We start from the raw sequence: 21,033 nt of genomic DNA, 5'->3' as shown, positions 1-21,033 counted from the left end.
AATCCGGGATTCTTGTGCGCGCTCTTCCGTTTGCAAGTCGGCATCGCAACAGCTATGTCCCGGCTTTCGCGAGAGCTTGATATGACAATCTCGAATGAGAACGATCTGATCTGCCTGAAAGAGGTCGGGCGTATCGTCGCCAATGCCCTTGAGGCGATGGGGAAGGCCCTCGAGCCCGGCATGACCACGGCGGAACTCGACCGGATCGGACGAGAGCTCCTTGAGGCCGCCGGAGCGCGTTCGGCGCCGGAACTGGCCTATGCCTTTCCTGGCGCAACCTGCATCAGCGTGAACGAAGAGATCGCTCATGGCATCCCGGGTGCCCGGCGGATCGAGCGTGGCGACCTCGTCAACATCGACGTCTCGGCCGAGAAGAGCGGCTTCTTTGCCGATACGGGAGCCTCGTTCGCCGTTCCGCCCGTGACCCGTTCGATCGAGCGTCTTTGCAGGGATGGTCGGCGGGCGATGTGGACGGGCCTGCGGCAGGTCGGCGCCGGCAAACCGATTGCCGGCATCGGTCAGGCCATCGGGACGTTTGCGCGGAAAAACGGCTACATGCTCGTCAAGAACCTAGCCAGTCACGGTGTCGGCTTGTCGCTCCACGAGGAGCCGACGGAGATCGCGACATGGCCCGATCGCTCCGAGCGCCGCATCATGAGCGATGGCCTGGTGTTCACCGTCGAGCCGTTCCTGTCGCTTGGCGCGGAGTGGGCCGAGAACGGTGATGACGATCCATGGACGCTCTACAGCAGCCCCGAGGCGCCTACCGTTCAGTACGAGCACACGGTTGTCGCAACCCGAAATGGACCTTTGATCGTTACGCTGGCGGATTGAGGTCGTCCCCGCGACGCGCTGTCATCGGGAACGCAAGAGATTATTTTTCAGGCGATCATGCAGAGCTGTTGCGCGCGGACAGTCTCGTCACGCCACGAGATCCAGTAGCCGGCACGATCCGCGCACCAGCACCTTGCGTCCGGTTGGCGTCATCGAGGGTACGCCGTCATTGATCACAACGAGACCGAGCTTGACGAGACCTTCGACGAGATAGGCCTTCGAGAGGCGACCATTCGACACGGGGTTGCGAAGCGCTTTCAGCGCTTCCCATTGGTCCGGCGAAAGATCGAAGTCGATGTCGTTGCTCATGTTGCCTCAAGCGATAGTCCAAGTTCGCGAGCCCCTGTTAGCGGCGCCGCATGAACACCATGCGACGACAATGAGTCGGGAATTCGGTAAGCTGTTTAGAACCTCTCTTCACGAATTGCCGCACGTCATTGCGCCACAACAGTTAAGATCGTTCGCGCACGAAAATCGTCCCGGTCTCCGATCACTAATTGATGATGTGCGCTTGATCGTGCGGCGAGAGTTACCGCAGTGCACGGGAAGCATCACTGTCCCATTGCGCGTCGCGATATGCACAGAAATCGTGAAGCGAGGGCGATTGGACTCTGACTGGACTCTGCTACGTTGATTCGCAGGGGATTGGCTTCACACGACAGGAGTGTGAGTGCATGAACAGGCTGATGGCAATTCGCAGTCAGGAATTCCTCTGCCGAGAGCGGGCGGCGCTGGATTCGGAGCGACGGGCGTTCTGGCTCGCGCAGGCCCAGGAATGGGAGCAGCGCGCGCTCGACGAAATTGCGCATCACTTTCGGGAGTGCAACCTCGTCCAGGCCGAGCTGACTGCCGCCTGACGCCAGCGGCGGACGTGATTGCCGTCTACTGATAAGTCGCCACGATGTCGGACACGGCGCGTTCGAGCTGCTGTGCGGTGGCGCATTGGCGCACGACAGTGCAGAAGGTCGCGTAGCGCGGCATCTCGGAATCACCGAAGCCCCAGGCGAGCCGTCCTTCGGGATTGAGCCAGACCACGCGCTTCGAGCGTTCGGAGATGCGGCGCAGGATGTCGGCGCGCGGGTCGAGATTGTTGCTGCGGGCGTCACCGAGCACGATCACCGTGGTCTGCGGCGTCAGCGTGCTCATAAACCCCTTCTCGAAATCGACGAGCGAAGAGCCGTAGTCGGATGAGCCGAAGCCGACCTTGGACATGATCTCGGCCATCGCCTCTTCCGGCGACTTCTTTTCCAGGATCTCGCTGACCTCGATCAGATGCGAGGAGAAGGCGAAGGAGTGGACGTCGTCGACCACCTCGTGCAGCGAGTGGATCAGGAGCAGGAAGAAATCGGAGACCTGCGCGACCGAGCCTGAGACGTCGCAGATTGCGACGATCTTCGGCCGGTCGCGGTGCTTGCGCTTCCACGCGGTGAGGAAGGGCACGCCGCCCCAGGCCGCGTTGCGGCGCAGTGTGCGACGGACGTCGAGATGGCCGCGGCGCTGACGCTTGCGCGGCTTCGAGTAGCGTTCGCGCAGGCGCCGCGCGATCTGGCGGATGAGGGCGCGCATCTCCGCGACCTGGCGCCGCTCGATGCGGGCGAGAGGCGCGTTGCGCAGGATCTCGTTGCGGAGGTTTTCGGCCTCTTCGCGGGCATAAAGCGCAAGGCCTTGCGAGACCGTGTCGCGGACTGCTTCGCGTAACGCGTCCAGCGCGCCGCGCAGACGCTCGGCCAGCGACGGATTGGTCGCGGTGAGCGCGTCGAGATCGTCGCGCAGGCGCTGAAGGCCCATGGCGTCGAGGATGCGGCTGGAAAAGATGCCGCGCTGAGTCGAATAGCGGATGTCGGACAGCGAAGCCGCACCGGAAGCGCTGGCGATCGCGGCTGCGATCGCGTTGCGATCCTGCGACAGCAGCATCTGCGCAAGCGCGCCTAATGCTTCGGAAGCCTGACCTTCGCCTGCTTCACTGGCCGAGCCGGGTGAGGGGGGCTGATCCGCGTCCTGCGATGCGTCGTCGTTGTCGTCGGCCTCGGGTTGATCCTGCCGCGGCTCTGGTTGGCTGAAGAAGAGATCAAAGCAGTCGCCGAGGGCGAGCTTCTCGTCCTGCGACTTGGCGAGCGTCAGGAGCAGCGCATCGCGCAGGATGGCCCGGTCGGAAAAGCCGACCTGGTTGACCGCGCGCATCGCATCGATGCTTTCGGCGGGCGAGACATGCACGCCGGCACCGCGCGCCGCTCGAAAGAAACGATGGAGATTCTCGCGCATCGGCGTCAACCGAAGACGTTGGACCGTGCCGCCTTGGCAATGAAGGTCGTAACTTGCGGCGTTGCTGCCTCGATGTCGGCCTCGTACTTCAGGAGCACATTGAGCGTGTCCTTGACGATGTCCGTATCGAGCTCCGAGGCCTGAAGTAGAACCAGAACGCGCGCCCAGTCGATGGTCTCACTGACCGAAGGCAGCTTCTTCAGGTCGAGCGAGCGGATCTCGTGGATGAAGCCGACCATCTGCCGGCGCAGCGCCTGCGAGATACCGGAGACGCGGCTCTCGACGATGCGTTCTTCGAGCCGCTGCTCGGGGAAGCCGATATGCAGATGCAGGCAGCGCCGCTTCAGGGCGTCGCCGAGGTCACGCTCGCTGTTCGAGGTGAGGATCACCGTCGGCGGCGTGATCGCCGCGACCGTGCCGAGCTCCGGGATCGTGACCTGGAAGTCGGACAGGATCTCAAGCAGCAGCGATTCGAATTCAGCGTCGGACTTGTCGATCTCGTCGATCAGCAGCACGCAACCGCCCGGCTGCTCCAGCGCCTGCAGCAGCGGCCGCGGCTCGACGAACTCCTTGGAGAAGAACACGTCGCCGAAATCGTGGAGCTGATTGAGTGCGTCATGCAGCGTCTGCGCGCCGCCGAGGACTTCGCCGAGCTTGTCCTTGAGGATCTGGGTGTAGAGAAGCTGTTTTGCGTATTTCCACTCGTAGAGCGCCTTGGCCTCGTCGAGGCCCTCGTAACACTGCAGGCGGATCATCTTCATGCCGCGCCAGGCAGCAATGGCCTTGGCAAGCTCGGTCTTGCCGACGCCCGCGGGCCCTTCGACCAGGATCGGTTTCTCGATCTGCTGCGACAAATAGACGGCGGTCGCGATCTGCCGGCTCGCGATATAGCCCTGCGCGGCGAGGCCGCTCTCCACTGCCTCGATCGAGGTCGAGGCCTTCTGTTCAGCCACGAAAGGGCGCTCCCAAAGGTCTTGCTTGAGGCTTGTTCTGCCTGCGTTCCCGGCAAAGAACAAGCCTCGTTTGGGACGGCCTGACCCGCGCTGAACGTCGCTTTTTCCGTTCAGCGCAAATACTTAAGCGATGGCTGATCGTGCGGTCAGTGCCGCAGCTCCGGCTTGCGGATGGTCTGCCGGACTTCGGCGCCGCAGTCCGCGCATTCATAGACGAAGTCGATCTTGGCAAGGCCCCAATGCGGTTCGACCTCGCGGACGTACATCGGCAGGAACCCCATGCAGGCGGGACAAATTACAGGCGCGATTTCGATGTCCTGATGATGCTGTACATAAGCTGGCATCTCGGCTCTCCTTCGCAGGCGACCACCAAACCCCGCGAAAAGGCTACTGCCGGAACGCGCCGGTGCCGTCATCAACTCTTTCGACCAGAGGCGGAACGGCAGGCGTTTGTCGTTCGCTGTGACATTCTTGTTACGTCTCTGTACTGTAACGGGCCGACCGAATTCCTATTTCACAGGCCGATCCGTTTTCCACGGACCTTCACTGCAACGATAAGGGAGCAACGCCCATGACGCATGCCATTCGCTTTCACAAGACCGGCGGTCCTGAAGTCCTGGTCTGGGAGGAAGTCAGTGTCGGCAAGCCCGGGCCGGGCGAGGCGCGCATTCGCCACACGGCGGTCGGCCTCAACTTCGTCGACATCTACAATCGCTCCGGTGTGTATCCGGTACAATTGCCGAGCGGTCTCGGCAGCGAGGGAGCTGGCGTCGTCGAGGAGGTCGGGGCCGGCGTTACCGATCTGAAGCCCGGCGATCGCGTTGCCTATGGTGCCTCGCCGCTCGGCGCCTATGCCGAGGCGCGGCTGATCCCGGCCGACCGGCTGTTGAAGCTGCCCGACGGCGTCGACGACAAGACCGCGGCGGCCATGATGCTGAAGGGGCTCACCACCCAATATCTGATCCGGCAGACCTATCGCGTGAAGGCCGGCGACACCATCCTGCTCCACGCCGCAGCCGGCGGCGTCGGCCTGATCCTGAGCCAGTGGGCAAAACATCTCGGCGCGACAGTGATCGGCACCGTCAGCAACGACGAGAAGGCAAAGCTCGCCAAGGCACATGGCTGCGATCATGTGATCATCTATACGCGCGAGGATTTCGTGAAGCGTGTGGACGAGATCACGGGCGGCAAGAAGGTGCCGGTGGTCTATGATTCCGTCGGCAAGGACACGTTCCTGAAGTCGCTGGATTGTCTTGCGCCGCTCGGTGTTGCCGCGCTGTTCGGTGCGTCCTCCGGCGCTGTCGAGCCGCTCAATCTCGGCCTGCTCGCGCAGAAGGGCTCGCTCTACGTCACCCGTCCGACGCTGTTCACCTACGCTGCCAAGCGCGAGGCCCTGGTCGCGATGGCGAACGAGCTGTTCGACGTCGTGAAGTCCGGCGCGGTCAAGATCGAGGTGCACCAGACGTACCCGCTGAAGGATGCCGCCAAAGCGCATGCCGATCTCGCTGCGCGCAAGACCACGGGATCGACCGTTCTCACGGTGTGATATCCGGCCGGGCAGTGACGTGACGCAGGCCGCTTGGGCCTGCGTCAGGTCTTCTCGTGCTTACGCAGGTCGCGGTCGTGATCGAGACGGATCGCTTGGAGGTCGACTTCTTCAGGCGGAACCTGGGGGAGGGCGGCCTCGGTCAGGATCGCCTCGGTCACGTCCTCGACCGCATTCTCCGCGATTTCGTGGATGAACGAGATGTTTCGATATTCACCCGAGGCGACGCGGGAGATGACCTCGCGCCTTGTGATTTCGGGATCGACGACCGCCTCGCGTCCGCGCCGCCCATAGTCGATCATCACGACGAAATACTGCATGAAACGATCCTGCCGCGCCCCGTAGCCGGGAGTGCGGCAGAGTATTTCCGAAAAACAGAATTAAGTCAAGGGTGATTTCTAGAAATCGGAAATCGATGCCTACTTGCTCTTCTTGCGAGGGCGTGCCGATTTGGCGCGCAGCCGCTCGAGCTGGCCCTTGGGCATGGACAGGCAGATCTCGCCGACCCACTCGAGCTTGACGCCGACGATCGGCTTGGCGTTGAAGCTGTTGAGATTGACGACGGAGGGAGTTTTTCCGCGTTCGATGGTTTTCAAATAGCGTTCACCGGTCTTGAGCCGGACCACGGCCTCTTCACCGTAGAAGCTCGACAGCGGATGACGCTGGTCCTTGTAGACGACGATCACGTCGCCGCTCTCGTATTTGGGCAGCATCGAATCGCCAACGATCTCGAAGGCGACGGTCTCTTCCATGATCGGGAACGGCAGCGCGATATCGCCGAGGCCTTCCGGGGGAACCTGTTCATAATCGGGCTCGATCACCGCGCCGGCCCCGACGCGGCCCATGATCGGCGCGAGATTGAGCTCAAGATATTCCATGATCGGAATGATTTCGGACGCCTTCACCAGGCGCTCGCCGCCCAGGATCTCCGACACCGCGCCGGGCCGCACGCCCATGGCCGCCGCCAGGCCGCCCTTGCTCTTGCCCGTCTTCTCCAGGCCCCGCTCGATCATTGCAACGTCCAACATGGTGATTCCCTCGATTGCCCATCGTCCCGCCTCTTGTAATCCGAAATTCGGAATTGATGCAATTATGAATATCAGAATTGTCGCTTGACAGTTGCTTCGGAATAACGGAATGTACGCTCCGCCTCGCGATCGAGCGATCGGAGGAGGCGCATCACAGGACAGCAGCATGGAACCGGGTCATTGGCCGTCGGAGCACTCCGACGCGCTTCGCGACTATTTTCTCAAGGGAATGTCTTATGCGGAGATCGGAAGACAGATAAACGGAAGGTTTGGAACGGCTTACACACGCAACGCGGTGGCCGGCCGCGCCAAGCGGCTGGGACTCGCGGCACCGTCGCGGATGACGAGTCCATCGATCGTGCCGTCCTTGCCGTCAGGAGCCTGTCTCATCGGGCCGCTCCGTGCGGCGGTGCCGAACCTGAACTTGCCACCGAAATCCGCAATGAAGCCCGCGCGGGTCAAGTTGCGCTGTGTCGGCGTCCAGCCCCGCCTGGTCGCGCTGGGCGAACTCGGGCGCGACGACTGCCGCTATCCCTATGGTGGCGACAAGGACGGGGAGGGGATCGCCTTCTGCGGCCATCCGCGCCAGCCGGGCTCGAGCTATTGCACGCCGCATGCTCGCCTGACGCGAAGGTCTGAGGCCGCGTCCGCTCGCGCCGCCGGTCCCGTCGTCTTGAGGCTGATCTCTGCCGCCTGACGAGACCGCTATCCGTTCAATTTTGCGAGGAGTATCCGAGTGGCAGGTGCACGACGCAACAAGTCCTACAGATTGACTGGAATCTACGATCGGCGCTCGCGCGAGGTGCCGTTCAATGCCGAGGTGGCGGAGGTCGAGGTCGACAATCCGCTGGCGCTCGATGCCGGCGAGAAGATCGTCGCCGTCCGCTCGATCCGCGGCGATCCGCTCGGCCGGTTGCACGCGCATCACCAGATCGACGAGGCGCAATATTGCGGCGGGCGCGCCTTCCAGAACGACTGGGAGAGGGCGGAGCGCGGGCCCCAGGCGGTGGACCCGACGCGCGAATACGTCGATGGCACGCGCTCGCGCGAGCCCGTCACCGAGGACCAGCGCCAGGCCGTGCTGCGCCTGAACCGGGTCGAGCGCGAACTCGGTACCGACGGCGCCGCGCTGGTGCACGACGTCCTGGTGCTGGGGCTGACCATGGATCAGATCGGGGAGCGGCGCGCTGTTCGTACCCAGCGCTGGAACGACTATTTCGCGCGGCGCTTTCGCGAATGCCTGGACCGGCTGGCGCTGATCTACGGCTTTGCGACGGAAGGCCGGGCTCGGCGCGCGAAGCAGCGTTGAGAGTAGTGGTGCGCCTGCGGGTCTCGCCGCAGGCGCGCCCGGGCCGCTTGTTACGGATGCGGCACGATCTGGTAAGGCGTCGTGTAGGGCTCGACACGGAGAGACGCGTTGGCCAAGAGCCCGATCTTCGCGGTCGGCGCCTGTTGCAATTCACCGGTCGGGCCGCGATGCACGTTGTACTGCCAGACCGTGAGATCGCCCTTCTGCGCCAGCGCGTGCGCAACCGCGCTCGCATCATTGCCGCCGAGCGCCTGGAGCTCCTCCGCCGACAATCCGACGACGATTTCGTCCTTGATGGTGATGATCTTGAACAGATTCATCCTGGTCTCCTGCGCCCATGCGCCTTGTATCGAGAAAGTGAGAAGCGCGATCGCGCCGCCCTTGATGAGATCGCAGCGGGAAAGCATGCTGTCGTCCTTTGGTGCTGAGGCGCGCCCGAATCGAGAAGTCCGTCAGCCATGGCGCCCGTGGTCTGCGTGGCCGCTTCGCAACCGCTTGGTCGTTCCACCTTGAACGACGGTTCATTGGCGGAGATATCTTCGGACCGATGAACCCGGTAAGGGGGAACCGCGTCCAAGCCGAGCAGCTCAAGGGGGCTTCACTGGCGGACGGATCAAGACGCTGCAGGCTGGCTGCGAGGCTCGACGTTCATTTCGCCGACGATACAACCGCCGAGGTCGGACTCAACAATTACGTGTATACGCTGAAGAAACTTTAATCTGACCCCGTTCACACCGGAAACACGGCGAAACGTCGCACCGATTGACAGCGATCGAGGTCGTGTGCGTGAGTGATGCCGCTTCTTGACGCAGGTGGGTGACGACGGTTCATATTCCTGTTATCCGGAATTGCCGTGGTGCGATGCGGACGAAGCATCGCTAGGGCGACGGTTGGGCTTGCCGGAAGGGTTGTTTCTTGACATAATTGCAACCTGTTCTGTTGAGCCAGTATATGGTTCAGTGTGTTAACCCACCGGGTGCCCGGCCGAGATATCAGGGTCACCATGGCGTCCGGTCATGGTGTTCGGTTCTCGAGCGAGACCTCGACGTCTGATCACGAGGGCCGATGCTTGTCATAGGTGCGAGATGAAAAACCTCAATTTCGCGGCTGAACTGCACCTCAAGCTCGGCGCGCCTGCAAGCAGCACCGTTGAAAGTCTGCGCCTGCTTCGCGCGTTCCTGAAGCTCGGGCCTCGACAGCGTTTCGAGGTCATCAAGCTGGTCGAAGACCTCGGCACTGAAGAAACCCTTCCCGAGCACCCCCTGTCCTGACCCCAGCCGCGCGCCGGCCGTACGCCTCGTCCCCCGTTTTCCGGCCGGAGCCGGACCGCCGGGCGACGTTTGTCCGCCAGGCTGCCGCTGGAATGCGATCCGGCAAGTGTGGTATTCAGTTGGGAAAAAGGGGAGGAGTATGACCATGATCGAACCGAAGCTCGAAGTCCCGGCCGAACTGCGCGACCTGGCCGAAAAGACGATCGATCAGGCGGAACAGGCATTCGGCATGTTTTTCGAAGCTGCCACCAAATCGATGACGTCGGTTCCCGGAGCGGGTACCGAAGTGTCCAAGCAGGCGCTCGCGTTCACCGAGCAGAACATGAAGTCGGCGTTCGAGCACGCGCGCAAGCTCGTGCATGCCACCGACCTTCAGGAAGCGATGCGAATCCAGTCCGACTTCCTGCGGAGCCAGTTCACCAGCGCCGGCGACCACATGCGCCAGATGACCGGCAGTTTCATGCAGCCCGGCAAGGGAAAGTCCTGAGTTCCGGTGTGCGCCGCGTGACCGCAAATTGATTTTGCGTGACGCCGCGCTCAGCCGCAGCACGATCCCGGAAATTGCGAGAGATCGATGCGGGCGATGATCGACCGCAGCAGCTTGCGGGTCGCACGATAGAGATGCCGCGCGATTACCGGTGTCCTCGCAGCCGGCAGGCCAAGGCCTGCCGTATCGAGACGTTTCGTATCAAGGCTTTCGATGGAGTGCGACACGTGCCTCTCCGGGATGGTGAGGCCCTTCCTATCGTCGCCAGTCTGGAGCTGCCTTGATCTGCCGCAAAGGGGGCCCGGCTAGTAGTCGCCGGGGTTCATGATCATCGGGCTTCTGGTGTCAGCCGGCGCGAGCGAGCTGCTGGCACTGTCACGCAGGAAGCGGTCGAGTGTCGCCTGGATCTTCTCCTTGACCGCATCGGGACCGCGATCGCTCATCTCGGTGTGCTGAGCACCGGTATGGACGATGTCGATGCCGCGCGCTTTGGCCTCTTCAGGCGTCGGCAGCACGCCCGGGTCGGTCTGGAAATGCGGATCCTTGGAGCGGAACGACAAGATCTTCAGGTTGTCGCTGAGCACGAAGGGCACCCGCAGATTGTCGAGCGTGATCACCTTCGACACGATCTCCGGGTGCTGATGGGCGACATACATCGAGACGTCGCCACCGTTGGAATGGCCGACGAGGGTGATGTGGTCGTAGTCGGTGTTTTCCTGCCGTCGCTTCAGTTCGGCCAGGGCGAAAAGGATGTTGGCCTCGCAGCGGATATAGACCTCGCGCCGCCCGACATATTGCTGACCGACATGGGTCATCAACGGCGGATCGCTCGGCAGGTCCTGCTGGATGCTGGCAACGAGATAACCGCGCGCCGCGAGCACGTTGGCGAGGAAGGAATACTCGGTCGCCTTGACGGTGTTGCCGTTGCTGATGATGGCGAGCGGGAGCTTCCAGAGCCCGAGATTGGCCTTGGTCTCGTAGTCGCGCCGCACCGCGATCTCGACCGAGATCGGCCGTTGGCGCGAGGCATCGAACAGGGTCAAAATCTCATGTCGGATCGCGAACCGGCTGACCACGAAATACTGGCCGACGCCGAGCACGCAGAGAAAGGCCAGGATTGCAAACACCCTCTTCATGGTTCCGTCCCAATCACTTTCGACTGAAAATGGTCATTGCAAGCCCCCGGATCGAGCGATCGTGAGCAAGTTACGGGATTAAATTTAGGCAAGTCTGTGAGCAAGGCCGCAAAAGGGCCGCATGCCGGGTGTGCTCAAAGCGCGGCAGCTAGAGGCGGCCGCCCCTGCCGCGTTCGGGGCAGAGCCGGAATGCGCTCGAGAGGGTGAACAGGAAGCGTGGGCTGCGGCGCTCGTTGTCTGGAGCCCGGTAGCTCAAGGGGACGGCTACGCCGAGATCGGCTTGAAGATCATCCGGCAGAAAGAACCGCACGCCGGCTCCGGCCGATGTCAGCGACAGGCCGTCGCTCAGGCGGTAGCCGTCGTTCCAGACTGCGCCGGCGTCGCCAAAGGCGTAGAGCTGATAGCCGGTCCAGTAGCGGAAATTGAGCTTCTGGTCGAAGCGCAGCTCGAGCGAGCCGGCAAGACCGTTGTCGCCGCTGATCTCGGCTGCACCATAGCCCCGGCCGAAAGCCGCGCCGCCGAGATAGAATTGCTGCGAAATGAACAGCGGCCGCGATGCCGTCTGGCTGGCGGCCGACAGCTTGAGCGACCAGACGTCGTTGAGGGTCTGGTAGCGCGTGAACCAGAGGTTCAGCACCGAGAAGTTCGACGCGGCGCCGTCGCGCGAGAGCAGATCGTCGTCGAAATGCGAGGCACCGAAGATGTCGAGACCCTGGCGGTAGGTCAGCGTCGCGAAATTGGTGCCGCCGAAGCGATCCTGGAGCCGGTAATCGGCGGTCAGGCTCGCGGTCCTGATGTGGTCGTTGTACCAGGGGCCGTAAAGATCGTGCTCGGACACGTTGCTGAAGGTGCCGGCCAAGGTCAGCGTCAACGCCGATGATTGCGACATGAAGGGCACGGTGCTTGCCCGCAGCTCGAACGCCTCTGTCGTGGTGATGTCGCTCTCGAGGCGGCGGGCGTCACCCGGCCGGACCGCGCTGTACAGGACGGAAGCGCCGAGGCGCACGCCATCGACGCCGACGGGCGCGTCATAGGATAGTCGCGCAAAGCCAAGCTCACGCGGGTCGTTGGCAATGGTCGACAGGTTGACCGCCAGCGTATCGCCGGGCGTGAGGTAGGAGTTGAAAGCGCCGGTCGCGTAGGTCTGCCACGGGCCGACCGACGATGAGCCCAGATTATCCAGGCCGAACGACGAGAAGACGTGCCAGGTCTTCAAATTGACGATGAGGCGGAAGCGGCCGGTGGCACCGCCGATCTCCTCGAGCGCGGTGTCGGTGATCCGGATGCCCGGCCCGCTATTGATGAGGAAGAGCTGACGTTCGAGCGTTGCCAGGCGCGACGGCTGCTCGGCGAGAACCGGCCCCAGCATCGGCCTCACGCCAAACTGCTCGGCGCCGTCGCCTTTCAGCTCGGCCTGCACGATAGCGCCTTCAATCACCTGGATCCGGACGCGACCGTCGGCGATGTCCTGCGGCGGCACGATCGCCCGGCTCAGATGAAAGCCGTCTGCGCGGTAGAGATCGCTGATCGCGCCGGCGATCGCGGCGAGGTCGGCTTGCGAGACCTTCTTGCCGAGATAGGACTGATAGGCTGCGGCGATGCGATCGCGGGGAATGGCTTGGGCGCCGCTGACATCGAGCCCGCGCAACACGAATTGTGGTTTCGTATCCCCGCCTGTGTTGGGCCGGCCGACCGCCGGCAGCGTGACCGGAGGACGGCTCAGCGATTCCTGCTCGGTTTGGTTTTCAAAGTATTTCTCGGGCTGCCGCGGATCGAAGCCGGGCTGGTTCGCCTGTTGAGCGAACGCCTGCGAAATTCCCGTGAAAATCGGTGCCGCCAGCGCCAGTGCCATAAGGAGATGCCGCTTCTCAATGCGCGCAGCGAGCTGCTCACCGTAGTTTAACGGAGCAGTGCACAAGAGCCGGTAAGAGTTCGTTAGCTGCATGATTTTTCTTAGTTTTTTATGGTCAATGATTGGTTAATGCAGCCATTGGACTTGCCGGTTCCCGCTAATTCTCTCTTGAGTGATTTCGGATACGCCTCAGGACTGGCTGTAATGCGGGACTGAGGATCGTGATGCTGGGCAGAGTTGGAATGCGGTGCGCCTTCGTGGCCGCGCTGATCCTGGGTACGGCCTCGTTCGCATCTGCCGCGGACGATGGCGTCTGGTCAGTCAGCAAGTCCTCGGGTGAGGTCTGGCTTGCCGCCAACGGCGCGCAGCCTGTGTCATTGACCCAGGAAGGGACGCTGAGGGCCGGTGATACCATTCGCACCGGACGCAACGGACGCGTGCTGCTCGTCCGCGGCGAGGAATCGATTTTGATCTCCCCGAACTCGGTGGTCGGTTTGCCGGCCGAGAAGAAGGAAGGGCTCTCGACCACCATCATCCAGCAGGCGGGTTCGATCCTGCTCGAGGTCGAGAAGCGCAACGTCAAGCATTTCGAGGTCGAGACGCCGTATCTCGCCGCCGTGGTCAAGGGAACGCAATTCAGCGTCACCGTGAATGCTGGCAGCACCAAGGTCGGCGTGCTCCGCGGCCAGGTTGAAGTCTCCGACTTCAAGTCCGGACAGATCGCACAGGTCATGCCGGGACAGGCCGCCACCTCCTTTGAGCACGGCAAGCCCGGCCTCAGCCTGAGTGGTGCCGGCACCTTCAATCCGATCGAGCACGGCAAGCCGCGCGCCTCGACGATCGAGCGAGTCCCGGTGCCGAAATCGGGCCTGTCGGCACCGCGCAATGCGGCGAGTGGCCATGCGATCCATGCGCTCGGTCCGATCGACAAGGGGACCAAGGCGGCCGGCGCGCTGGTGCAATCGCATCAAGCGGCCGGCGGTCAGGCGCCCAAAGGCGGCGTCGTGCGCATCTCCAGTTCGCTCGGCGAGGTCAAGCTGAATGTCCACAAGGTCACGAACGGGCTCGCCCACGGCGCCGTTACAACGGGGCACGTGCGCAACGCGAACGCCAGCACCGGGACCGAGACGGTGTGGAGCGATGCGAAGGCGAGCACGACGACCACGGCCGCCAACAGCTCCAACGTCACGGCGGTTACGGTGAGCAGTAGTGCACCCACGGCCAGTGCCACGTCGACGTCGTCAAATACGACGACGACCGTTGCGACCACCGCTGGTTCGACCAGCGATGTGTCCGGCGGAAGCTCTGGGAGCGGAAGCAACGGGACTGGTACGACCAGCAACGGAAGCGGTGGCACCGGCAACAATGGCAACAACGGCAACGGGAACAGCGGAAACGGGAATAACGGCAACAACGGTAACGGCAATCACGGCCACCACTACGGTTGGTATTGGGGCAGAGGCCATCGCTAGGACCGTGTCGTCGGTATAGGGGAGCGCCTGGCGGCAGGGACCGCCGGTGCAGGGGAGCAAAGTGAAACGCCATCGGCCGCATATTCTTGTCATGATCGCGCTTGCGGTCGTGCTGTCCACGGGGTGGCACGGCGCGCTTCGCAACGCGCTCACCGATCTGCGCTTCGCCTGGCAATCGCGTACGGCCAGCGGCAATGTCGTCGTGGTGGCCATCGACGCACCCTCGATCGACCAGATCGGAATATGGCCCTGGCCGCGCCGGCTCCACGCGGAGCTGTTGCACAGGCTCGAGGCGGCGGGGGCACAGGACGTCGCCTTCGACGTCGATTTCAGCACACCATCGGATCCGGCCTCTGACGAAGCCCTCGTCATCGCGCTTCGGGAGGTCGGCGGTTCGACGATCCTGCCCTCCTTCAAGCAGCCGACGCCGAATGGTGGCGCGGTTCACATCAATCGTCCACTGAAGCCGTTCAGCAACCAGTCGTGGCCGGCCGTCGTCAATGTTGCGATCGAATCCGACGGGCTCGTGCGCCGCTATCCGGTCGGAGAGAAGCTTGGCGATGCCGTGATGCCGTCGATGGCCGTCGTGCTGGCCGGGCAGGACGCCAATCGGCGGCCACCCTTCCTTATCGATTTCGGCATTCGTGCGGCCTCCATCCCAAGTGTCTCCTATTATGACGTGCTGCGCGGCGATACCGCGACCTTGGACAAGCTGAGAGACAAGAAGATCATCGTCGGTGCTACCGCGCTCGAACTGGGCGACCGGTTCAGCGTTCCCAACGGCAAGATCGTCTCTGGGCCCGTCCTCCAGGCCCTGGCGGCAGAATCGATCCTCCAGAACCGGATGCTGCGCTGGACGTCCGATGCCGGCATGATCATTGGCTTGGGCCTGATCTGCCTGGCGATGATGTATTCGTGGCGCCGTTCCGCACCGGGCGTCCGTGTCACCATCCTCGTCGCCGCAGGAGCGGGCGTGGAACTTGCCGCTGCGCTCGTGCAGGCAAGCTGGCCGCTCATCATCGACACGTCGCTGTTTCACATTGCGATCATTGCCTATCTGACGGCGATTGCACTCGACGAGATCGATTTCCGTAGTCTCCTGGGACGTATTGCCGAGAGCCGCTTTCATCGTATCGCGATGTCGCTCGGCGACGGTCTGATCTGCACCGACGAGGATCACCGGATCACGGTGTGGAATCCGGGCGCCAGTGCGATCTTCGGTTACATGCCGACCGAAATGATCGGGCGTCCGTTCGAAACGCTCTGTGCGGAGCCCGCCGGCGGTGGCGCAAAGGCATTTGCCATGCGCGATGCTGCGCGCCAGGCGCTGTTGGTGCCCGGCGGTGCCGTCGTCGTCGAGTTCCAGGGGCGGCGGAAGACCGGCGAGACGTTCCCGGTCGAAGCGAGCTTTTCGGGCTGGCAGGGCACGGACGGCTTCCAGTACGGAGCGATCCTGCGCGACATCTCGGTCCGCAAGCGCGAAGCCGAACGCGTCAGGTATCTTGCCGAACATGACGCGTTGACCGGTCTTGCCAACCGCAACATGCTGCATGCGAGCCTCGCCAATCTGATCGCCGCGGCGGAGCCGCGATCGTCCGACGTCGCGCTGCTTGTGCTCGGCCTCGACGGCTTCCAGCAGATCAACGACATGCTTGGACATTCGGCCGGCGACCTCGTGCTGCGGGCCGTCGCGGAGCGCCTCCGGACCAAAGTCGATGGCAAGGCGGTCATCGCCCGGCTCAGCGGCGACGAGTTCGCCATCGCGCTTGATTGTACGGAGGCTGGCGAGCCGATTGTTGAGTTTGCCGAGCGGATCGCGCGCGCGTTCGAAGTGCCGCTCGCAACGGGCGCGCGCCAACATCGCGTCAGGATCAGCATCGGCGTCGCCGTCTATCCGGAAGGCGGGCACAACGCCGACGACCTTCTCGGCAATGGTCATCTGGCGCTGAGCAAGGCAAAGATGACGCGGCGCGGCAGCCACGTGATCTTCGAGAATGCGATCAGGCAGGAGCTGGAGAACCGGCTGACGCTGGAGAGCGAGCTGGCGCTTGCCGCGGATCGCGGCGAGTTCGAACTGTTCTATCAGCCACAGGTTCGACTGGTCGACGGCAGCCTGCTCGGGGCCGAAGCGCTCATCCGTTGGCGGCATCCCGTGCGCGGCTATGTCTCGCCCGGGGAATTCATGCCGGTGGTCAACACCTCGTCCTTGTCCGAGCGGATCGCGAACTGGGTGATGGAGACCGCCTGCCGGCAGGCGCGAGCCTGGGAATTGTCCGGAAACAGCGTGCGCGTCGCGATCAACCTCTCGCCGTCGCAGCTCGAGTCCGGCGACCTCGCGCATTCCGTTGCGGCGCTGCTCGCGGAGACGGGGCTCACGCCGTCGCTGCTCGAGCTCGAAGTCACCGAGGATATCGTGCTGCATGACGAAAGCCGCGTGCTCGACATGTTCGAGCGGATCCAGCAGCTCGGCGTCCGCGTTCTGTTCGACGATTTCGGCACGGGCTATGCGAGCCTGAGCTATCTGAAGAAGTTTCCGCTCGACGGGCTCAAGATCGACCGGTCGTTCGTGCTTGACCTGCTCGCCGATTCCGACGACGCCGCGATCGTCGGCTCGACCATCGGTCTCAGCAAGCAGCTCGGGCTCACTGTCGTGGCGGAAGGCATCGAGAACCGTGCCACGGCCGACTTCCTGGTCAGCATGGGATGCGAGGAAGGGCAGGGATATTTCTTCGGCCGGCCGATGCCTGCCGAGGCGTTCGAGAGGCAATTCCTGCCGGCTGAACTCGAAGCCGTCAGCGCGGCTTGAACCGCTTCAACTCCGATCGCTACCGCCGGCGTGCAACTGCCACGCCAAAGAGGAAGGCGACGAACAGACTGGCCAAGGGCGCTTCGCGCGTGATTGCCGCGACGGTCGCGAGCGGCCGGCCGGGTTTTCGTGCTTCGTCGATTGCGGCCGTGAGGCGATCGACCGCGGCGTGCAGGCCGCCTGCCACCTCGCCAATGGTGCGGGACACGTCGGTCGCTGCGTCGATGGCACGCTCGGCCATGCCGGGCGGGGGATTGGGCTGCGGTATGTCCGTGCTCAAGATCGCGACCTCCGGAATTGGCGAAGAGATGGAGGCCGGCACCTTTGGCTATCCGCGCGTGCGCTCGTTTTGAACAGCGGGTCGAGAGACCTTTGGCTATCCGCGACAGGCGCCGTTTTGAACGGCGGATGCCGGCCCTGTAAACAAAATGCGGCGTCCGGGAATTTGTTCCGGGCGCGCGAGCCCTTTCGTCCCGTAATCCCGGGAAACGACGGATGCGAATCTCTGTTAGGCTGGCGGAGGCTTGCTGATCTCAGGAGATTGCCGTGACCGATCGGATCATGACGGATCAAGGCCGGCGCATCGCCTTGCTCGGCGCGCCCATCGACATGGGAGCTTCGCAGCGCGGCACATTGATGGGCCCCGCAGCGCTGCGCACCGCCGGCCTTGCGCCACTGCTCGAAGGCCTTGATTTCGAAGTCATCGATTACGGCGATCTCTCGGTGGCGGAGGTCAGGGACCTCGCTGACAGGCCGCCCGAAAAAGCCAATCACTATCGCGAAATCCAGCGCTGGACGCGTCTGCTGAGCCGCAGAGGCCATGAGATCGCGCAGACCGGGGCGTTGCCGATCTTCCTCGGCGGCGATCACACATTGTCGATGGGCTCGGTGAATGCCATGGCGCGCCACTGGCAGGAGCGCGGACGCGAGCTGTTCGTGCTCTGGCTCGACGCCCATGCCGACTACAACACGCCCGAGACGACGATCACCGCCAACATGCACGGCATGTCGGCGGCGTTCTTGTGTGGCGAGCCCGGCCTCGATGGATTGCTCGGCGATGATCCGCGCGCCTCGATTGATCCCGACAGGCTGGACCTGTTCGGCGCGCGTTCGATCGACAAGCTCGAAAGGGAATTGATGCGCACACGCCGGATCAGGGTTGTCGACATGCGCCAGATTGACGAGTTCGGCGTCGCCGTGCTGATCCGGCGCGTCATCGAGCGCGTCAAGGCGTGCGATGGCGTGCTCCATGTCAGCTTCGATGTCGATTTCCTCGATCCGTGTGTGGCGCCGGGAGTCGGCACCACGGTGCCGGGCGGAGCGACCTATCGCGAGGCGCATCTGATCATGGAGCTGCTTCATGACTCAGGCGTGGTCGGATCAGTCGACATCGTCGAGCTCAACCCGTTCCTGGACGAGCGCGGTCGCACCGCGCGCACGGCGGTCGAGCTGATCGGCAGCCTGTTCGGACAGCAGATCACCGACCGCCCGACGCCGAGTAACGCGATCGCACCGGGCGAGTGACGCCGAGAGCTGTTTTGCATCGCGAAGAACGGAATGACTGTTGCGGCTGGCTGATCTAGATCAGTCCTGGTCGAAATCGCCTGTTTTTGAAATATGTGCGGATTGCAAACGCCCTTCGCGGAGGGTTTGATGCGGGTCGCGCTTCGGGAGGATCCGCAATGAGCAGCACGATCGACGCCGCCGGAAAATCCGCGAGAACAACACGCCGTCGCTTCCTGCAGGTCGGCACCGCGGTGGCGGGTGGCGCCGTTCTGGGCGCTGGTGCGTCGGCCGCGGCGGAGACGGACAACCTTCCGCCCAACATTCCCGAATGGATGAAGGCGCCGGGCGAGCCGATGGGAGCCCAGCCCTATGGCGCGCCGTCACCGTTCGAGAAGGGCGTCGTCAAGAACATCTCGAAGACTCTCAAGCAGTACATATCGGCCTCCAGCCGCACGCCATTGCAGGAGCTCGACGGCATCATCACGCCGAATGGACTGTTCTACGAGCGGCATCATGGCGGTGTTCCGACCATCGATCCGGCGCAGCATCGGTTGATGCTGCACGGCCTCGTCGAACGGCCCCTGATCTTCACGATGGACGATCTCAGGCGCTTCCCGTCGGAGTCGCGCATCCACTTCCTCGAATGCTCCGGTAATCCCGGTTACACCAAGCCCTATGGCAAGACGGCATCGGACCTCGTGGGTCTGGTGAGTTGCGCCGAATGGACCGGCGTGAGCCTGAAGCTGGTGCTCCAGGAGGCCGGATTGAAACCGGACGCCAAATGGGTCGTCGCCGAAGGCGCTGACGCCGCCGCGCTGACGCGCAGCATTCCGATCGAGAAGTGCCTCGAGGACGCCCTTCTGGTCTACAGCCAGAACGGCGAGCGGTTGCGTCCGCAGCAGGGCTATCCCTTGCGGCTGTTCCTGCCCGGCTTCGAAGGCAATATGAGCGTGAAGTGGCTGCGCCGCCTGCACGTGACCGCGGAGCCCACTTATTCGCGCGAAGAGACCTCGAAATACACCGATCTCTTGCCCGACGGCACGGCGCGCGAGTTTTCCTTCTACATGGAAGCGAAGTCGATCATTACGCGCCCCTCGGGCGGTCATCGCCTGAGCGCGCCCGGCTTCCACGAGATCACCGGCATCGCCTGGAGCGGACATGGCAAGATCAAGCGCGTCGAGGTTTCGGTCGATGACGGCAAGAGCTGGCAGGACGCGCGACTGCAGGAGCCGGTGTTGACGCGCGCCCTCACGCGCTTCCGCCTGCCTTGGCAATGGGACGGCAAGCCAGCCGTGATCCAGAGCCGTGCCGTCGACGAGACCGGCTATGTGCAGCCGACGCTGGCGGAGCTGCTCGCCGTGCGCGGGGAGAACTATTTCTACCACAACAACGCGATCTGGCCCTGGCGCATCGCGGCCGACGGCGAGGTGACCAATGCGCTGGCGTGAGACCTGCGGCGTTGTCGTCGCAATCGCGCTGGGTGCCTTCGCGAGCGAAGCGCAGGCGCAAAGCCCTTATGGCATCGGTCGCCCTGCGACGACTGCGGAGATCGCGGGCTGGAATATCGATGTCGGACGTGACGGCAGTAATCTGCCGAAGGGAGGCGGTTCGGTCAGCCATGGGCGCGAGGTGTTCGCCCAGCAATGTGCTTCCTGCCATGGCGATAAAGGCGAGGGTGGCTTGGGTGACCGGCTCGTCGGTGGGCAGGGCACGATCGGGACGGCCAAGCCGATCCGCACCGTCGGCAGCTATTGGCCTTATGCGCCGACGCTGTTCGATTATATCCGCCGCGCCATGCCGCAGAACGCGCCGCAGTCGCTGAGTGACGAGGACGTCTATGCGGTGTCCGCCTATATCCTGAACCTGAACGGGCTGGTGGGAGCCGATGCGACACTCGATGCCAAATCGCTTTCGGCGGTCAAAATGCCGAACCGCGGCAGCTTCGTCGGCGACGCGCGCCCGGACGTGAAAAAGTGATCGTATCGGGACGATCAGTTCCGCGCAGTGGCTCGGAACTTGCTTAAGCGATGGGCGGAACTCGCAGGATGCGTTTGAGTTAACCCGCGAGAGGAAACAGCACGGGTCTTTCGATGGCAACACATCGCTTCGCAAACTCCATGTCCTCGGCGCTTCGCCATCCCGGCGTGATCGCGCTGATCGTGGCCGGCTTGACGATTGCTGCGATGGTGATCGTCGATCACGGGCCGTGGAACCGCGCCAAGACTCAGCCGGCTCATGTTGCGATGTATGCGACGACGGGCGAGGCCGCACATGCCGCCGGTGCCAAGGTGCTTCCCACCGCACCGAAGTCGCCGGTCGAGCCGGAGCGGCCGGGGCCGAAGACATCTCCGACCGTCAATCCCGTGACGCCGTAATACGCTTCGTCAGCGTGTCGGCCGTGCTCGCGGCCTTCATCATCGTCATCGCGTCTCAGATCTTGGCGTCGCAGATGTCGGCGTAGCTGTCGCCGGTCTAGATGCCGTAATGGGCCCGGCTCCGAGCAAGGGGGGATGATGGTGGCTGTCCCCCGATAGATGATGCAACGGGGTCACGACTTGAGTTGCCCCAAGC

Annotated in this window: 24 protein-coding genes; 13 read left to right on the top strand and 11 right to left on the bottom strand. The window is 63.3% G+C overall.

Annotated features, from left to right (window positions below):
* Positions 1 to 81 precede the first annotated feature (81 nt).
* Positions 82 to 834 carry a type I methionyl aminopeptidase gene (gene map, locus IVB46_RS36655; protein ID WP_085405731.1) on the top strand — a complete coding sequence of 251 codons (753 nt, stop codon included), beginning with the start codon at positions 82 to 84 and terminating at the stop codon, positions 832 to 834.
* Between the two features lie 87 nt (positions 835 to 921).
* On the opposite strand, the gene IVB46_RS36650 is transcribed toward map, so the two are convergent.
* Positions 922 to 1,143: a hypothetical protein gene (locus tag IVB46_RS36650; protein ID WP_247303367.1), complete on the bottom strand. Its 222-nt coding sequence runs from the start codon at positions 1,141 to 1,143 to the stop codon at positions 922 to 924.
* Between the two features lie 365 nt (positions 1,144 to 1,508).
* Between IVB46_RS36650 and IVB46_RS36645 the strand changes: the two genes are divergently transcribed.
* Positions 1,509 to 1,691, top strand: coding sequence for a hypothetical protein (locus IVB46_RS36645; protein WP_028152900.1), 183 nt, complete (start codon positions 1,509 to 1,511; stop codon positions 1,689 to 1,691).
* 25 nt (positions 1,692 to 1,716) lie between these two features.
* Here the strand turns inward: IVB46_RS36645 and IVB46_RS36640 are convergent, their stop codons facing one another.
* From IVB46_RS36640 to IVB46_RS36630, 3 genes are all read right to left on the bottom strand, one after another.
* Positions 1,717 to 3,096 (bottom strand): VWA domain-containing protein, encoded by a 1,380-nt coding sequence (locus tag IVB46_RS36640; RefSeq protein WP_247303365.1) that lies wholly within the window; start codon positions 3,094 to 3,096, stop codon positions 1,717 to 1,719.
* A 5-nt stretch (positions 3,097 to 3,101) separates the two neighbouring features.
* Positions 3,102 to 4,049 (bottom strand): MoxR family ATPase, encoded by a 948-nt coding sequence (locus IVB46_RS36635; RefSeq protein ID WP_014493696.1) that lies wholly within the window; start codon positions 4,047 to 4,049, stop codon positions 3,102 to 3,104.
* Between the two features lie 146 nt (positions 4,050 to 4,195).
* Positions 4,196 to 4,393, bottom strand: a complete 198-nt coding sequence (locus tag IVB46_RS36630) for a hypothetical protein (protein WP_208087881.1) — start codon at positions 4,391 to 4,393, stop codon at positions 4,196 to 4,198.
* A gap of 227 nt (positions 4,394 to 4,620) precedes the next feature.
* On the opposite strand from IVB46_RS36630, the gene IVB46_RS36625 reads away from it, so the two are divergent.
* A complete protein-coding gene (locus IVB46_RS36625) occupies positions 4,621 to 5,595 on the top strand; it encodes a quinone oxidoreductase (protein WP_247303354.1) in 975 nt (324 codons plus the stop codon).
* 44 nt (positions 5,596 to 5,639) lie between these two features.
* Here IVB46_RS36625 and IVB46_RS36620 read toward each other — a convergent pair whose 3' ends face one another.
* On the bottom strand, positions 5,640 to 5,915 hold the full coding sequence (locus IVB46_RS36620; protein ID WP_247303352.1) for a hypothetical protein: 276 nt from the start codon (positions 5,913 to 5,915) through the stop codon (positions 5,640 to 5,642).
* 99 nt (positions 5,916 to 6,014) lie between these two features.
* On the bottom strand, positions 6,015 to 6,623 hold the full coding sequence (locus IVB46_RS36615; RefSeq protein WP_028152904.1) for a S24 family peptidase: 609 nt from the start codon (positions 6,621 to 6,623) through the stop codon (positions 6,015 to 6,017).
* A 166-nt stretch (positions 6,624 to 6,789) separates the two neighbouring features.
* On the opposite strand from IVB46_RS36615, the gene IVB46_RS36610 reads away from it, so the two are divergent.
* Entirely contained in the window at positions 6,790 to 7,320 is a 531-nt protein-coding gene (locus IVB46_RS36610) for a GcrA family cell cycle regulator (RefSeq protein ID WP_247344756.1), read from the top strand.
* A gap of 39 nt (positions 7,321 to 7,359) precedes the next feature.
* A complete protein-coding gene (locus IVB46_RS36605; protein WP_247303349.1) occupies positions 7,360 to 7,932 on the top strand; it encodes a hypothetical protein in 573 nt (190 codons plus the stop codon).
* Between the two features lie 50 nt (positions 7,933 to 7,982).
* Here the strand turns inward: IVB46_RS36605 and IVB46_RS36600 are convergent, their stop codons facing one another.
* Positions 7,983 to 8,339 carry a hypothetical protein gene (locus IVB46_RS36600; RefSeq protein WP_247303347.1) on the bottom strand — a complete coding sequence of 119 codons (357 nt, stop codon included), beginning with the start codon at positions 8,337 to 8,339 and terminating at the stop codon, positions 7,983 to 7,985.
* A 678-nt stretch (positions 8,340 to 9,017) separates the two neighbouring features.
* Between IVB46_RS36600 and IVB46_RS36595 the strand changes: the two genes are divergently transcribed.
* Positions 9,018 to 9,203: a hypothetical protein gene (locus IVB46_RS36595; protein ID WP_063982041.1), complete on the top strand. Its 186-nt coding sequence runs from the start codon at positions 9,018 to 9,020 to the stop codon at positions 9,201 to 9,203.
* A gap of 145 nt (positions 9,204 to 9,348) precedes the next feature.
* Complete coding sequence (locus IVB46_RS36590) at positions 9,349 to 9,690, top strand: phasin (protein WP_014493705.1); 342 nt, start codon at positions 9,349 to 9,351, stop codon at positions 9,688 to 9,690.
* 50 nt (positions 9,691 to 9,740) lie between these two features.
* Here the strand turns inward: IVB46_RS36590 and IVB46_RS36585 are convergent, their stop codons facing one another.
* The 3 genes from IVB46_RS36585 to IVB46_RS36575 all read right to left on the bottom strand — a co-directional run bounded on the left by IVB46_RS36585 (position 9,741) and on the right by IVB46_RS36575 (position 12,771).
* Complete coding sequence (locus tag IVB46_RS36585; protein ID WP_247303345.1) at positions 9,741 to 9,917, bottom strand: hypothetical protein; 177 nt, start codon at positions 9,915 to 9,917, stop codon at positions 9,741 to 9,743.
* A 78-nt stretch (positions 9,918 to 9,995) separates the two neighbouring features.
* Complete coding sequence (locus IVB46_RS36580; RefSeq protein ID WP_063982042.1) at positions 9,996 to 10,826, bottom strand: alpha/beta hydrolase; 831 nt, start codon at positions 10,824 to 10,826, stop codon at positions 9,996 to 9,998.
* A 148-nt stretch (positions 10,827 to 10,974) separates the two neighbouring features.
* Positions 10,975 to 12,771 (bottom strand): POTRA domain-containing protein, encoded by a 1,797-nt coding sequence (locus IVB46_RS36575; protein ID WP_247303343.1) that lies wholly within the window; start codon positions 12,769 to 12,771, stop codon positions 10,975 to 10,977.
* A gap of 131 nt (positions 12,772 to 12,902) precedes the next feature.
* Here IVB46_RS36575 and IVB46_RS36570 point away from each other — a divergent pair, with 131 nt between their 5' ends.
* Together IVB46_RS36570 and IVB46_RS36565 are read left to right on the top strand one after the other, a co-directional pair.
* Positions 12,903 to 14,150 carry a FecR family protein gene (locus IVB46_RS36570; protein ID WP_247344753.1) on the top strand — a complete coding sequence of 416 codons (1,248 nt, stop codon included), beginning with the start codon at positions 12,903 to 12,905 and terminating at the stop codon, positions 14,148 to 14,150.
* 61 nt (positions 14,151 to 14,211) lie between these two features.
* A complete protein-coding gene (locus IVB46_RS36565; protein ID WP_247344750.1) occupies positions 14,212 to 16,956 on the top strand; it encodes an EAL domain-containing protein in 2,745 nt (914 codons plus the stop codon).
* 19 nt (positions 16,957 to 16,975) lie between these two features.
* On the opposite strand, the gene IVB46_RS36560 is transcribed toward IVB46_RS36565, so the two are convergent.
* Entirely contained in the window at positions 16,976 to 17,236 is a 261-nt protein-coding gene (locus tag IVB46_RS36560) for a hypothetical protein (protein ID WP_071911781.1), read from the bottom strand.
* A 266-nt stretch (positions 17,237 to 17,502) separates the two neighbouring features.
* Between IVB46_RS36560 and rocF the strand changes: the two genes are divergently transcribed.
* The 4 genes from rocF (at position 17,503) to IVB46_RS36540 (ending at position 20,837) form a co-directional block, all read left to right on the top strand.
* Positions 17,503 to 18,480, top strand: a complete 978-nt coding sequence (gene rocF / locus IVB46_RS36555) for an arginase (protein WP_247303337.1) — start codon at positions 17,503 to 17,505, stop codon at positions 18,478 to 18,480.
* Positions 18,481 to 18,638: 158 nt separating this feature from the next.
* Positions 18,639 to 19,910, top strand: coding sequence for a sulfite dehydrogenase (gene soxC / locus IVB46_RS36550; protein ID WP_247303335.1), 1,272 nt, complete (start codon positions 18,639 to 18,641; stop codon positions 19,908 to 19,910).
* A complete protein-coding gene (locus tag IVB46_RS36545) occupies positions 19,897 to 20,439 on the top strand; it encodes a cytochrome c (protein WP_247303333.1) in 543 nt (180 codons plus the stop codon). Before soxC ends, IVB46_RS36545 begins: the two co-directional genes overlap by 14 nt.
* Before the next feature lie 113 nt (positions 20,440 to 20,552).
* Positions 20,553 to 20,837 carry a hypothetical protein gene (locus tag IVB46_RS36540; RefSeq protein ID WP_166343085.1) on the top strand — a complete coding sequence of 95 codons (285 nt, stop codon included), beginning with the start codon at positions 20,553 to 20,555 and terminating at the stop codon, positions 20,835 to 20,837.
* Positions 20,838 to 21,033: the final 196 nt, after the last annotated feature.

Origin of the sequence: Bradyrhizobium sp. 61, from assembly GCF_023073075.1 — a bacterium.
In the GTDB taxonomy this organism is placed as follows: Bacteria; Pseudomonadota; Alphaproteobacteria; order Rhizobiales; family Xanthobacteraceae; genus Bradyrhizobium; species Bradyrhizobium barranii.
This window is presented reverse-complemented; position numbering and strand designations above follow the sequence as displayed.

What these genes read in the sequence shown, in the direction of transcription:
- map (WP_085405731.1), top strand. Translation starts at nt 82, where the DNA reads ATGACAATCTCGAATGAGAACGATCTGATCTGCCTGAAAGAGGTCGGG.
- IVB46_RS36650 (WP_247303367.1), bottom strand. Translation starts at nt 1,143, where the DNA reads ATGAGCAACGACATCGACTTCGATCTTTCGCCGGACCAATGGGAAGCG.
- IVB46_RS36645 (WP_028152900.1), top strand. Translation starts at nt 1,509, where the DNA reads ATGAACAGGCTGATGGCAATTCGCAGTCAGGAATTCCTCTGCCGAGAG.
- IVB46_RS36640 (WP_247303365.1), bottom strand. Translation starts at nt 3,096, where the DNA reads ATGCGCGAGAATCTCCATCGTTTCTTTCGAGCGGCGCGCGGTGCCGGC.
- IVB46_RS36630 (WP_208087881.1), bottom strand. Translation starts at nt 4,393, where the DNA reads ATGCCAGCTTATGTACAGCATCATCAGGACATCGAAATCGCGCCTGTA.
- IVB46_RS36625 (WP_247303354.1), top strand. Translation starts at nt 4,621, where the DNA reads ATGACGCATGCCATTCGCTTTCACAAGACCGGCGGTCCTGAAGTCCTG.
- IVB46_RS36620 (WP_247303352.1), bottom strand. Translation starts at nt 5,915, where the DNA reads ATGCAGTATTTCGTCGTGATGATCGACTATGGGCGGCGCGGACGCGAG.
- IVB46_RS36615 (WP_028152904.1), bottom strand. Translation starts at nt 6,623, where the DNA reads ATGTTGGACGTTGCAATGATCGAGCGGGGCCTGGAGAAGACGGGCAAG.
- IVB46_RS36610 (WP_247344756.1), top strand. Translation starts at nt 6,790, where the DNA reads ATGGAACCGGGTCATTGGCCGTCGGAGCACTCCGACGCGCTTCGCGAC.
- IVB46_RS36600 (WP_247303347.1), bottom strand. Translation starts at nt 8,339, where the DNA reads ATGCTTTCCCGCTGCGATCTCATCAAGGGCGGCGCGATCGCGCTTCTC.
- IVB46_RS36595 (WP_063982041.1), top strand. Translation starts at nt 9,018, where the DNA reads ATGAAAAACCTCAATTTCGCGGCTGAACTGCACCTCAAGCTCGGCGCG.
- IVB46_RS36590 (WP_014493705.1), top strand. Translation starts at nt 9,349, where the DNA reads ATGATCGAACCGAAGCTCGAAGTCCCGGCCGAACTGCGCGACCTGGCC.
- IVB46_RS36580 (WP_063982042.1), bottom strand. Translation starts at nt 10,826, where the DNA reads ATGAAGAGGGTGTTTGCAATCCTGGCCTTTCTCTGCGTGCTCGGCGTC.
- IVB46_RS36575 (WP_247303343.1), bottom strand. Translation starts at nt 12,771, where the DNA reads ATGCAGCTAACGAACTCTTACCGGCTCTTGTGCACTGCTCCGTTAAAC.
- IVB46_RS36570 (WP_247344753.1), top strand. Translation starts at nt 12,903, where the DNA reads ATGCTGGGCAGAGTTGGAATGCGGTGCGCCTTCGTGGCCGCGCTGATC.
- soxC (WP_247303335.1), top strand. Translation starts at nt 18,639, where the DNA reads ATGAGCAGCACGATCGACGCCGCCGGAAAATCCGCGAGAACAACACGC.
- IVB46_RS36545 (WP_247303333.1), top strand. Translation starts at nt 19,897, where the DNA reads ATGCGCTGGCGTGAGACCTGCGGCGTTGTCGTCGCAATCGCGCTGGGT.
- IVB46_RS36540 (WP_166343085.1), top strand. Translation starts at nt 20,553, where the DNA reads ATGGCAACACATCGCTTCGCAAACTCCATGTCCTCGGCGCTTCGCCAT.